The sequence below is a fragment of the Dysgonomonas sp. 25 genome, assembly GCF_010501075.1.
Taxonomy (GTDB): Bacteria; Bacteroidota; Bacteroidia; order Bacteroidales; family Dysgonomonadaceae; genus Dysgonomonas.
The window spans coordinates 14,802-27,904 of record NZ_QVMN01000009.1 but is presented as its reverse complement, the minus strand read 5'-3'; the positions used below and the strand labels follow the sequence as shown (position 1 = coordinate 27,904).

Genomic DNA, 13,103 nt, shown 5'->3' with positions numbered 1-13,103 from the left:
TATGAAAGCACTGTACTATTGTTGCGGCATAAGATGCTGAAGCTCCGGATCATTCGCTATACGATGTAGTTCATCTTCAATGATCTGCTTGACTTCAATTTTTATCTTATCATAATTCATTTTGATTTGTTCTTCCATATGATCCTTACCATCAGCATCAACAAAATTTACAATCTCCGGTATCGATTGGTATTTTTTTGTTTCTTCTCTTACAGCATCATTATCAATAACTATCTGTGAATGGAAAATCTTTTGTTCAATCCGTTCATCAAAGTTATCGGATACAGCCCCGACAAACATTCCTTGCGTTAGGTTCGATATTTTTGATGCGGGTATCAAAGAATCCAATTGGGTATTGATAGTTGTCGATGTCTCCTGACGGTTGATAGTCATCGATTGGCGTTTCTGAACAATTTTACCGAATCTCTCAGACAAGTTCTTGGCTGTCTCTCCTACTACCTGCCCGGAGAAAATATTACCGACTGTGTTCTGGATTACTTTTGCTTCTTTATCTCCATAGTCGCGGATAAGCTGGCTGTAATCCTGAAAGCCTAAACATACAGCTACTTTATTGGAACGTGCAGTAGCTATTAGGTTATCCAAGCCACGAAAATAAATAGTAGGTAACTCATCAATAATGACCGAGGATTTGAGTTGCCCCTTTTTGTTAATCAGCTTTACTATACGACTATTATACAAACCTAGTGCCGCAGAATAAATATTTTGACGATCAGGATTGTTACCCACACAGAGTATCTTCGGTTCTTTCGGGTTATTTATATCTAAGGAAAAATCATCTCCTGTCATAACCCAATATAACTGTGGACTTATCATTCTCGAAAGAGGTATTTTAGCCGATGCTATTTGCCCTTGTAACTGATCTTGCGCTCCTCCGCGCCAAGCATCCATAAACGGACTTAGGTAATTTTCCAAATCAGGATAAGATGTTAGAATTGTAAAGATATTGACATATTCTTTATTTAAAAATTCAATGGCATGAGGAAATGTACAGTATTTACCATTTTCGTAGATCTTCAAATACCAGATTATAGCGGCCAATAATATTATAGGTGATTCAACAAAGAAATCACCCTGCTTTTGAATCCAAGTGCGGTTTAGATTTAACATGATAGTGTAAGCAGCTTCGTATGCATCACTGATGTCGGTCATAAATTCAGGATTGATAGGGTTACAACGGTGAGATTTTCGTGGATTATCGAAATTGATGACATAAAACTTAGGTTGAATTTCATATTTATCCAAGTTCTTCAACAATGTATTATAAGCTATAACACTCAGGTCATCAAACTTATAATCATATATGTACATTGAAAAACCTTTCTGTATCTGTTGCTTGATATAATTATTTACCACAGCATACGATTTACCACTTCCGGGAGTACCCAGTACAATCGTAGCACGAAATGGATTGACAACATTTATCCATCCGTCATTCCATTGTTTATTGTAAAAGAATCTGGTAGGTAGATTAACCGAATATTCATTTTCCATAAAGCGGGTTTCCTGCATGAAAGACTCATTTTCATTATTGAAAACATCATCAGTCAGAGGACTTTTTAATAAGCGACTAATCCATAATCCAGCCATCAGGAGATATACATAGCCTGTTACAAGAGTAAATATGTAAAGTACCACGTTTATTTGTTTATCTACTGGTAAATCCAGCATCCACCAGTTTAGAAAGAAAAGAATAATTCCAATGATTATATATACACGAATTTTTGACCATTTGATTTTTTCATCCTTAACTCCATGAGTTCCCAAGCATGAAAGAGCAAGAAAAACGACACAGAATAATTTTGTCCACAAAAGACTGGAAAAAAGTCCCGCCGTCTGCTGGAAATTTAAAAGAATACGGTCTACAATACTAAATGTTATATTCCAATGGACAAAGACATTATAGCAATACCAGTATATATGGATTATAATAAACAGGATACTGATGCCCCGCATAAAATTCATGACTTTAGCAAGTCCTTGTAAATCATCTTCTTGTTGCATAATTTATTGTTTTTCGATTAATAATTACGTTGCAAAAAAAGATGACTGTAGGATATACTAGTAAAAGGTATGTATATAAGTCCGGGGTTGGCGATATAAGTCCGTCTATAGTTTTGGCTTTCGCTGATTTTTCTTCTTGTGTTTCATTCTTTTGGTAAAAGCATCCTCTTGTGCATCCTCTGAATGATAGTTCAGATGGAATGTTCCGAAAATCTCATCGACTAATACAGGTTTATGAAATGAATCGACTGTTATATCGCTAACATTATTAGCAACAGGCTGGCTACTGCCGTCATTATTTATAAGAGCAGATTGCATGTGTATATCTGCCTGAGCCGGAATATTTTGGTTAAATAACAAATTTATGCTATTGGCGGAGAATTCTTTGCCTATCCGAGAACCATTAAATACTATTTTATTTATATGATCGACAAAAGTCACTCCATAAATTCGTCCATCCTCATTCTCCCGAAGTACTAAATCAATATTATGCTTCTGTAAATTATCTCTGAATTCATATTTATTAGATGAAACAGACAATGCTTGTGCAATAAAATTTTTCGCTTGGTATGGGATATACTGCTTTTTTATCTTCTCTTTATTCTTCTTTATAATCTTTTCAATAGAATCATAGCCGACCAACTGTCCTATTTTGGAGGCTTTTATCGGATTGGTAGCAAGCTCTCCGAATTCTGTTGTGGCTGCATAGATAATTCCTTTATATGGGTTTGCTTCATTTCCTTTTACAAACTCTGAGTGTATATTGAATCGGGATAAAAGCGCATTATATTCCCCAATGCTCTGAAACCGGTATTGCTGTAGCAGGGTCTTAATTGTATTAGAAATTTGCCTTTTTACATCTCCCTTACTATAATCGACTCTTGCTGCATAATAAATTCTCTCTTCCTCCTGTTGGTTGGTTATTGGATGCAGATTATATTTCATCTCAAGTTCTCGACAGATATTCATTGAACGGATGTTCTCAAAATTAGAGTCTATTTTCTTACCGTTTTCATCCACTCTTACCGAGACAATATGCATATGTGTACGGTCTATATCTGTATGCTTATAAACAATAAAAGGTTGCTCCCCATATCCCATTCGTTGCAAATAGTCTTCAGAAATTATCGTTAACTGTTCATCAGTTAAACGATCATTTGGATGCGGATTTAGAGAAATATGAATAACAGGTTTCTCTGTTTTTTGATTAGCGATAAGGTAAGGATGAAAAGAAAATAAAGTATTGCGAAATGAAATAATAGTATCTGTATCTCCGTCTTGCGGCATTTTATTTACCATAAGAATTTTCGCTTTTTCTTCTTTTACCTTATCATTGTTATAGGACAAAGCTCCATAAATAGAACTTCCACCTGTTATTTTTGCAACCATTTTTCATTCATTTCTTGTGTTAATTCGAATATTTGTTTGCTTAAAACAACGAGTTTAAACGTCATCTTCTCCAGTTGAAGTAACAATGCTTTTGTTCTTTTTTCCGTTGCATTAGAATTGATTTGTTTGACAACCTGATTATAATTAATTCCTATTTTTCGATATTGATGATGCAAATCGGTCAGCCGGGTATAATAATCAAATATTGATTTATTAAAAGTTATAACCGTTATTTCTTTTTCCAAAAGCATTGTTTTTACAAAATCAGCTTTTCTTTTTTTGCCGGATTTCAGATATAAAGACATAAATTTTTCATTCTCAATAGAGTTCAATCTAACAACATATCGATAGATAGCAGGATCATCACTTGGCTTTCTTCCGCTTTTAGTTTTATTATTTTTCATAGATATCTCTTGTTGTTTTTATATCCACCCTATGATTTTCGACTTTGGAGAAAATCATCACCCCAACCGGTAGGTTGGGCAAGTTTATTTTGAGTGCCCGAATTTATTTCGGGTGCCTCAAAATACAACTTGCTACCTGCAAGGGCAGGTAAACTTTCTTCCATATAGATATTGCACTTTACTAGAATAATTACCCTGTTTTTTTCATATCTGAACTGGGCAGATATCCATAAAAGTAAAATTGTTCTCATAAGCTTCTCTATTTTTAATTAGTCTGTGGTATTTCTAAAGTATGACACAAAGATACCAAGCTAACATACTGGATAAAAGAGAAGTACATGCGACTTACGACGTCAACTCCAGACTTATATATCCACTATCATAAGAAGGCTAGTAAAATACAAGATATTCGCATCCAAATATCGGATAATTGGATAGTTGGATAACTGGATAATCGGATAACTGGATAACTGGATAACTGGATAATCGGATAACTGGATAATCGGATAATCGGATAACTGGATAACTGGATAATTGGATAATCGGATAATCGGATAACTGGATAACTGGATAATTGGATAATCGGATAATCGGATAATCGGATAATCGGATAACTGGATAATTGGATAATCGGATAATCGGATAATCGGATAATCGGATAACTGGATAACTGGATAACTGGATAATTGGATAATCGGATAATCGGATAATCGGATAACTGGATAACTGGATAATTGGATAATCGGATAACTGGATAACTGGATAATTGGATAATCGGATAACTGGATATAAATAAAAATATGTTTAACTCTAAAAATTAATAATTATGGAACAAGAAACAGTATTTATTGCTTTTGCAAATCAAAAAGGAGGCGTAGGCAAGTCCGCTATCACAACTCTATTTGCTAGCTACTTACATCACATCAAGAGAAAAAATGTTGCAATAATAGATTGTGACTTTCCGCAAAACTCTATTTACAACATGAGAGAAGATGACATGAAATCGATAAGAGAGTCTGTCGAATTACGATCAGCCTTAAGTATTCAGTTTGACCAGAACAAAAAGAAAGCATATCCGGTCATCAAAGCCCAACCGGAAAAAGCTCTCAAGAGTGCTAATGAATTGATAGAAACAACTGAAGAGAAATTAGATATCATTCTTTTTGACTTGCCCGGGACAGTGAATAGCACGGGAATATTGAATCTTATTTTCAATATCAATTATATTTTTATTCCTATCATTGCTGATAAGAGAGCATTACAAAGCAGCCTTAATTTTTTTATGACAACTATGCGATATACAGATGCTATTCAAGGTAAAATAGCTTTGAAAAGTTTGTATATGTTCTGGAACAAAGTTGACAAACGGGAAAACACCGAGCTCTATGACATTTTTAATGAAATAATGATAGAGGAGAATATACCCGCATTAAAAACATCACTCCCTGACCAGAAAAAATTCAACAAAGAATTATCACTTAACAGAGATGTTGTCTTTCGTTCTACTATGTTTCCCCCTGACCGAAAATTATTACGTTTCAGCAATATAGATATGCTGGCTCAGGAAATATGTTCAATCATAAATATTTCTTGCGATGAGTAAAAAAAGACCGATTGTAAAGGTAGATGAAGAAAAGATAAAGATGATTATGGGAGGAGAACTACCTATGGAAGCTGTCGATCCGGAAAAGGATATTGTATTCTTACAGAGTGAAGAAGAAAAATCCACGAGCAACGAAAACAGCAATAATAATGTTTCAGCCTCAACTCTGCCTAAAAGTGGGAAAAAGAAAAAAGCCATAAAAGAATACTCAGCACGTTTTTTATCAAAAAAAGCATTTGGCGGTAATAAAAAACAATCGACCATCTTATTATCTGAGGAGAATTTCAATCGAATGGCAAGCCTTCTTAAGTTTACAACTAACAATTTTTCCGTTTCAAATTTTCTCGACAATATACTTGATCGTCATTTCGAAGAATATGAGGAAGAGATACGGGAATTGAAACGCAATGCTATGCAGGAAAATATGGATTTTGATATTTAAATTGATATGAAAGGATTATATATAATATTCAACCTTTGCATTCAGGCTCTAAAATATCTTCTTTGGCCAGTTATAAAATTAGCAGAGAGTGTAATCAAATTTAGGGATAGTAGTAATCGACTTCGACGTAAGCTTCATCTTTTATATGGAAAAAAAACAGGGTTCAAAACTAATTTAAAAAAAAGTGTGTCCCCTGCGAATGAAAATATTCCAATGCATCTCAAAATAACGGGAGATAATGCGGTTGTCGGCTCTACTAAATCGGTATTTATTACTGAATTACCCCAGCTTAAAACACATCCGCCTGTAGAACCATATAAGAGTGAACCTCTGGAGCCAATGCCGCCTCCGGAAAATGAACCGCCGATAAATCCCGATGACATCATTATAGAAACCGGTGCTGCTATTGATCCCGATGATATCGATGAAATTGATATTATTAATCCGGACGATAGTTTTGATGATGATTTCAATTACGGAGATGGTGTTTCTATTGATGACTTGGAAGATGCTTACTCTAATATGCGGAAAAGTAAGACTTTGAATGAGGCAAATGAAAAAACAATAGAAAAATTACAAGGAACTGATTTGGAAGCATTTTTCGCATTAAATGATAAAATGGAAGGCAAAAGCAGAGACTTGTTAAATAATAAGCTAGGCTCTTACGCAAACGAATAGAGTAAGATTATTCTCTGTAAAACAATTATAGTATTTAATATTTCAAAATAATAGTAGAAGTAATGGAAAAAAAATATCCGAACTAATAATGATATAGCCCCATTTTTGAAATGGGCGGGAGGAAAAAGGCAATTAATCCCGGAAATTGTAAAGCATCTACCTGAAAATATAATGGATATAAATTATTGTGAACCATTTATTGGCGGAGGTGCTTTATTCTTTTACCTAAGGCCTTCCAATGCGATAATAAGCGATAATAATAAAGAACTTATAAATGTATACCAGGTTATAAAATATAATATCAATGAGCTGATTGAAGCACTCAAAGAACATGAAGCTACTCCCGAATATTTTCATGAGCTACGTGCTTCGGACCGAAGTCCTTCCTATAATGAATTATCCGACGTGAAAAAAGCATCCCGAATAATTTTTTTAAACAAAACTTGTTACAATGGACTCTATAGAGTTAATCGTTTAGGACAATTTAACACCTCTTTTGGCTGGTATAAAAATCCGGTAATATTGGATGAGAAAAGGTTGAATGCTATCAACTATTATTTGAATAACAATAATATTGAGATTCTAAGCTATGACTATACTTTGATTCTAGAAAAAATAGATAACAATACATTTGTATATCTCGACCCTCCATATCACCCGATTTCAAAAACTTCGAATTTCACAGCATATACCGGTGAAGGCTGGGGTGAGGATGAACAAATTAAACTAAAAGAGGAATGTGACCTTTTAACGAAAAGGGGGATTAAATTCTTATTGTCCAATTCTGGCAGTAGATTCATTTATGAACTATATAAAGGCTATAATATTCATACGGTAAAAGCCCGGAGGGCTATTAATTCTAATAGCAAGAAAAGAGGAGAAGTTGTTGAATTATTAATTAACAATTACGATAAATAGTTTTTTTACAACACCATCTATACAGGATAGCTGCTTTCGTAGCTATCCTGTTGTTGTTTCTTCTCTAAAAAGGGACAACCGATAGTATCAAATAATCCTTTAATGCGACTTATAACGTCAACTCCGGACTTATCTACATACTTTTAATAAACAGCTGTTTATCACTAATATTTTTGACATCGCAGTTCATTTTTTGTTTAACTAATTTTTACCAGCGATGAAGAAAACAGTGTTTTTTATCTCATTTTTAATCTCTACAATCGGTGCATACGCACAAGGGAATGGCTTGCAGGGAATAAATGATGCAGCCAACATGGTTACCTCTTATTTTGACCCCGCGACCAAATTGATTTACGCAATTGGGGCTGTTGTAGGACTGATTGGTGGCGTAAAAGTCTATTCCAAGTTCTCATCAGGTGATCCCGATACAAGCAAAACCGCAGCGAGCTGGTTCGGAGCTTGTATCTTCCTTATCGTTGCCGCGACCATCCTTCGTTCATTTTTCCTTTAAAACTGGATATATGGCAGAATATTCTATTAATAAAGGAATCGGGAAGCCTGCTGAATTTCAAGGATTGAAAGCGCAATACCTCTTCATTTTTGCCGGAGGGTTATTAGCTGTATTCATTGTATTTGTGGTAATGTACATGATCGGTATAGGTCAATGGATATGTATCGGTTTCGGTCTTATTGCAGCATCCATTCTCATCCGGTTGACATTCTCCCTAAATAAGCGTTACGGCGAGTATGGCCTGATGAAAACCTTTGCCCGAAAAAAGCATCCCTTTTATGTTATCAACAGGAAACGGATAAACAAATTATTCCTCAACCAAAAAAACGAAACGGTATGAGAAATATATTGAAAGCGACAACCCTTGAAAACAAGTTCCCTCTCTTGGCCGTCGAGCACAATTGTATTATCAGCAAGGATGCAGATATAACCATAGCATTTCGTGTCGAGTTACCGGAGCTCTTTACCGTAACATCTTCTGAATATGAGGCTATACATGCGACTTGGCTCAAAGCAATAAAAGTTCTTCCCAATTATTCGGTACTATTGAAACAGGATTGGTTTATTAAAGAGGATTACACACCGGATATACAGAAAGATGACCTTAGTTTTCTCAGCCGGTCATTCGAACGTCACTTTAATGAACGCCCATATCTGAACCACACCTGCTATCTATTCTTAACCAAAACGACAAAAGAACGTATGAGGCAACAAAGTAATTTCAATACCTTATGTCGGGGATTTATCGTACCCAAGGAAATGCAGGACAGAGAAACAGCTGCCAGGTTTATCGAGGCGGTAGGACAATTTGAACGTATTATCAATGACAGTGGTTTTATTTCCCTTACCCGGTTAATGGCTGATGATATTATCGGAACTGAGGGTAAGGCGGGAATTGTAGAAAAATACTTTTCATTATCTCAAAGCGATAACACCCACTTATCCGATATTGAACTGGGGGCAGGGGAAATGAAAATAGGAGACAATTATTTGTGCCTCCATACACTTTCTGACCTCGATGACCTGCCCAATACTGTAAGTACAGATAAACGCTATGAACGGTTGTCAACAGACAGAAGTGACTGCCAATTATCTTTTGCTGCTCCGATGGGAATTCTCTTATCATGTAATCACATCTACAATCAGTTTGTTTTTATCGATGATCATGGAGAAAACCTTAAAAGGTTTGAAAAGCAAGCGCGCAATATGCATTCTCTTTCCAAGTACAGTCGCAGCAACCAAATCAATAAGGAATGGGCTGAATTGTATTTAAATGAAGCTCATAGCTACGGCTTGATATCGGTAAGATGTCATTGTAATATTATCTCATGGAGTGATGATCTTGGCGAGTTGAGACAAATAAAAAATGACGTCGGTTCACAACTCGCTTTCATCGAATGTGTACCTCGTCATAATACGGTAGACCTGCCTGCATTGTTTTGGGCAGGAATCCCGGGAAATCAGGCGGATTTTCCTGCAGAAGAAAGCTTTTATACATTTCTGAATCATGCCATCTGCTTTTTCTCGGAAGAAACGAATTACAAAAGCTCTCTTTCTCCTTTTGGTATCAGAATGGTAGACAGGCTGACCGGAAGACCTATACATCTGGATATTTCCGATTTACCCATGCGTAAAGGTATTATTACCAATCGCAACAAATTTATTCTCGGTCCCTCCGGCAGCGGAAAATCTTTCTTCACGAACCATATGATACGGCAATATTATGAGCAAGGTACACATGTACTGCTTGTGGATACAGGTAATTCTTATCAGGGATTATGCGAATTGATCCACCGGAAGACTGGCGGGAAAGATGGCGTGTATTTTACATATACCGAAGATAACCCGATTTCATTTAATCCTTTCTATACCGAAGACGGCATCTTCGATATAGAAAAGCGCGAATCAATAAAGACGCTGATCCTGACCCTTTGGAAGCGAGACGGAGAACGGACAAGCGGGGCAGAAGACGTTGCCTTGTCAAATGCGGTTACACTTTTTATCAATAAGATTAAAAGCGATAAATCTATTATACCATCATTTAATAGCTTCTATGAATTTATCAAAAACGATTTCCGTGAAATCCTCGATAAGAAAAACAACCGCGAAAAAGATTTTGACATCGAAAACTTCCTGTTTGTCCTAGAACCGTATTATAAAGGTGGTGAGTACGACTTTTTATTAAATTCCGACAAACAGTTAGACCTTCTATCCAAACGCTTCATCGTCTTTGAACTGGATAATATCAAAGACCACAAGATTTTATTTCCTGTGGTTACTATTATCATCATGGAAGCTTTTATAAACAAGATGAGACGCCTAAAAGGTATCCGAAAGGTCATATTGATAGAGGAAGCCTGGAAAGCAATTGCTAAAGAAGGGATGGCGGAATACCTCAAATATTTATTTAAAACTGTCCGTAAATTTTTTGGTGAAGCAGTTGTCGTAACACAAGAGATCGAAGACATTATTTCGTCTCCTATTGTCAAGGAAACCATTATCAACAACTCGGATTGTAAGATACTGCTTGACCAGCGGAAATTCATGAATAAGTTTGATGCCATCCAATCCCTGCTTGGACTGACGGAGAAGGAAAAAGCCCAGGTGCTCTCCATCAATATGTCCAATAATCCCAACCGTAAATATAAGGAAGTCTGGATCGGACTGGGAGGGGTACAATCTGCCGTGTATGCTACCGAGGTTTCGCTGGAAGAGTATCTGACATACTCAACCGAAGAAACCGAAAAACTGGAATTATTCCGTCTGGTTGAAAAGCTGGGAGGAAATATAGAGTTGGCTATAAAACAATTAGCCGAAGAGAAAAGAAATTCATATTAACTAAAACCTAATTTTTTATGAAACGAATATTTTTTGTTGCATTAGTTATTTTTTTTGGTACGAACATTAGCGCTAAGGCTCAATGGGCAGTAATAGATCCAAGCAATCTGGCACAAGGGATAATAAATACCACACGCAATGTGGCAGAGACATCTACTACAGCCAACAATATGATTAAAAATTTTGAACAGACTGTCAAAATCTATGAACAGGGAAAGCAGTATTACGATGGCTTAAAGTCCGTCAATAATCTTGTCCGTGATGCAAAGAAAGTACAACTGACAATATTGATGATAGGAGAAATTTCTGATATCTATGTCGGGAATTTTCAAAAAATGCTTCGTGATCCCAACTATTCCGTGGATGAACTCAATGCAATAGCCTACGGCTACTCGGTATTGCTGGAAGAGGGCAATACTGTACTGGGAGAATTGAAAAATGTTATTAACATCTCTACTCTCTCTATGACCGATAAGGACAGAATGGATGTAGTCAACAATTCTTATGAATCGATGCGGGAGTACCTGAATCTAACCAAGTATTACACCAAAAAGAATATCAGTATTTCGTATCTAAGGGCAAAGAAAAAAGGGGATACTGACAGGGTGATAGCTCTCTATGGTGGTACTAACGAAAAATACTGGTAGACAATGGACGTAGAAAACATTCATCAGATTCTAAGAAGCCTCTACGGGGAAATGATGCCTTTATGCGGGAACATGGCCGGGGTTGCAAAAGGAATAGCCGGACTCGGGGCTCTTTTCTATGTCGCATACCGTGTATGGCAATCTCTCTCCCGTGCAGAACCTATAGACGTGTTTCCATTGCTGCGTCCTATCATCATTGGCATCTGCATCATGTTTTTTCCAACCATTGTATTGGAGACTATCAATAGTGTGCTCAGCCCGGTTGTACAGGGTACAAATAATATGCTTCAAACCCAGACATTCGATATGAACAAATATCGTGAACAAAAAGACAGGCTGGAATATGAAGCGCTGAAGAACAATCCGGAAAAAGCATACCTGGTAGATGACGATATATTCGAAGCACGCCTTAAAGAATTGGGCGTTACGGATGTTGCCGATAAACTGGGACTATATGTGCAAAGAGGATTATATAATGCAGAAAAAGGTATACAGGAAGCTATGAGAAACTTATTGGAAATTCTCTTTCAGGCGGCTGCCCTTGTTATCGATGTGATCCGCACATTTTTCCTTATCGTCTTGGCTATACTTGGACCTGTCGCATTTGGACTTTCCGTATGGGATGGCTTTCAGTCAACCCTCAGTCAGTGGCTGGTGCGTTACATCAGTGTATATCTGTGGTTACCTGTTTCCGATATTTTCAGCTGTATCCTTGCCAAATTGCAAATATTGATGCTGCAAAATGATATCATAGAGATGACACAAAATCCTTCTTATGCAATCGACGCATCGAATGTAGTATACATCATTTTTATGATTATTGGGATTATCGGCTATTTCACGGTACCTACAGTAGCAGGATGGATTGTACAAGCCGGAGGTGGCGGTGCATTCTCTAAGAACCTGAATAGTGCAGCCACAAAAGCTGGTGCATATGTAGCCGGAGGGCTTGGAGCTAGTGCTGGAAATATAGCGGGTAAACTTTTCAATCAAGGTAAATAAAAAATCATTCCAAAAAATCATCTATGCAATTTAAATCATTGATAAATATTGAAAGCAGTTTCCGGATGATCCGCTTTTCATGCATCATTTTTCTATGCCTGTGTGCTTTAGTTGCAGGGTATTCAGTTTACTGTGCCTATAGCTTTGCGGAGAAACAGCGTGAAAAAATATATGTCCTAGACCAAGGTAAATCTCTGATACTTGCCCTATCTCAAGACATATCCCAAAATCGGCCTGTGGAAGCCAGAGAGCATGTAAAGCGGTTCCATGAACTGTTCTTTACGCTATCGCCGGAAAAGAGTGCAATTGAAAGTAATATAAAAAGAGCTTTGTTGCTTTCGGACAAAAGTGCATTCAACTATTACAAGGACTTATCCGAGAAAGGGTATTATAACAGGATTATCTCCGGCAATATTATTCAGAACACTCAGGTTGATAGTATATCCTGCAATTTTGAAACATATCCCTATCTGATGACTACTTATGCCAGGCAGATAATCATAAGGGAAAGTAATGTTACAGAACGCAGCCTCATTACCCATTGTCGCCTGCATAATTCAACGCGTTCGGATAATAACCCTCACGGATTCACTATCGAAGGCTTCGAAATCAAAGAAAACAGGGATATACGAACTCTAAAACGTTAAAA

At 36.6% G+C, this 13,103-nt stretch carries 14 protein-coding genes; 10 read left to right on the top strand and 4 right to left on the bottom strand.

The window, feature by feature from the left end:
• Positions 1-15: 15 nt before the first annotated feature.
• The 4 genes from mobC to D0T66_RS13565 form a co-directional block, all read right to left on the bottom strand.
• Positions 16-2,022 (bottom strand): conjugal transfer protein MobC, encoded by a 2,007-nt coding sequence (gene mobC / locus D0T66_RS13580; RefSeq protein ID WP_163357851.1) that lies wholly within the window; start codon positions 2,020-2,022, stop codon positions 16-18.
• A gap of 105 nt (positions 2,023-2,127) precedes the next feature.
• The gene (gene mobB, locus D0T66_RS13575) at positions 2,128-3,411 is read right to left on the bottom strand and encodes a conjugal transfer protein MobB (protein WP_163357850.1); all 1,284 of its coding nucleotides are present in this window, start codon (positions 3,409-3,411) and stop codon (positions 2,128-2,130) included.
• Entirely contained in the window at positions 3,396-3,815 is a 420-nt protein-coding gene (gene mobA, locus D0T66_RS13570) for a conjugal transfer protein MobA (RefSeq protein WP_163357849.1), read from the bottom strand. The genes mobB and mobA overlap by 16 nt, the downstream gene beginning before the upstream one ends.
• 29 nt (positions 3,816-3,844) lie before the next feature.
• On the bottom strand, positions 3,845-4,066 hold the full coding sequence (locus D0T66_RS13565) for a hypothetical protein (protein WP_163357848.1): 222 nt from the start codon (positions 4,064-4,066) through the stop codon (positions 3,845-3,847).
• Between the two features lie 575 nt (positions 4,067-4,641).
• Between D0T66_RS13565 and D0T66_RS13560 the strand changes: the two genes are divergently transcribed.
• The 10 genes from D0T66_RS13560 to traK all read left to right on the top strand — a co-directional run bounded on the left by D0T66_RS13560 (position 4,642) and on the right by traK (position 13,101).
• Complete coding sequence (locus D0T66_RS13560; RefSeq protein ID WP_163357847.1) at positions 4,642-5,418, top strand: ParA family protein; 777 nt, start codon at positions 4,642-4,644, stop codon at positions 5,416-5,418.
• A complete protein-coding gene (locus tag D0T66_RS13555; RefSeq protein ID WP_163357846.1) occupies positions 5,411-5,860 on the top strand; it encodes a DUF3408 domain-containing protein in 450 nt (149 codons plus the stop codon). Before D0T66_RS13560 ends, D0T66_RS13555 begins: the two co-directional genes overlap by 8 nt.
• A 6-nt stretch (positions 5,861-5,866) precedes the next feature.
• Positions 5,867-6,538, top strand: a complete 672-nt coding sequence (locus D0T66_RS13550) for a hypothetical protein (RefSeq protein WP_163357845.1) — start codon at positions 5,867-5,869, stop codon at positions 6,536-6,538.
• 105 nt (positions 6,539-6,643) lie between these two features.
• Positions 6,644-7,456 (top strand): DNA adenine methylase, encoded by an 813-nt coding sequence (locus D0T66_RS13545; protein ID WP_221412228.1) that lies wholly within the window; start codon positions 6,644-6,646, stop codon positions 7,454-7,456.
• 217 nt (positions 7,457-7,673) lie between these two features.
• A complete protein-coding gene (locus tag D0T66_RS13540; RefSeq protein WP_163357844.1) occupies positions 7,674-7,967 on the top strand; it encodes a DUF4134 domain-containing protein in 294 nt (97 codons plus the stop codon).
• 10 nt (positions 7,968-7,977) lie between these two features.
• Positions 7,978-8,307 carry a DUF4133 domain-containing protein gene (locus D0T66_RS13535; protein WP_163357843.1) on the top strand — a complete coding sequence of 110 codons (330 nt, stop codon included), beginning with the start codon at positions 7,978-7,980 and terminating at the stop codon, positions 8,305-8,307.
• A complete protein-coding gene (locus tag D0T66_RS13530; RefSeq protein ID WP_163357842.1) occupies positions 8,304-10,805 on the top strand; it encodes a TraG family conjugative transposon ATPase in 2,502 nt (833 codons plus the stop codon). Before D0T66_RS13535 ends, D0T66_RS13530 begins: the two co-directional genes overlap by 4 nt.
• 17 nt (positions 10,806-10,822) lie before the next feature.
• Positions 10,823-11,452, top strand: a complete 630-nt coding sequence (locus tag D0T66_RS13525) for a DUF4141 domain-containing protein (RefSeq protein ID WP_163357841.1) — start codon at positions 10,823-10,825, stop codon at positions 11,450-11,452.
• 3 nt (positions 11,453-11,455) lie between these two features.
• On the top strand, positions 11,456-12,454 hold the full coding sequence (gene traJ / locus D0T66_RS13520; protein WP_163357840.1) for a conjugative transposon protein TraJ: 999 nt from the start codon (positions 11,456-11,458) through the stop codon (positions 12,452-12,454).
• A 23-nt stretch (positions 12,455-12,477) separates the two neighbouring features.
• Positions 12,478-13,101 carry a conjugative transposon protein TraK gene (traK, locus tag D0T66_RS13515; RefSeq protein WP_163357839.1) on the top strand — a complete coding sequence of 208 codons (624 nt, stop codon included), beginning with the start codon at positions 12,478-12,480 and terminating at the stop codon, positions 13,099-13,101.
• The last annotated feature ends 2 nt before the right edge of the window (positions 13,102-13,103 follow it).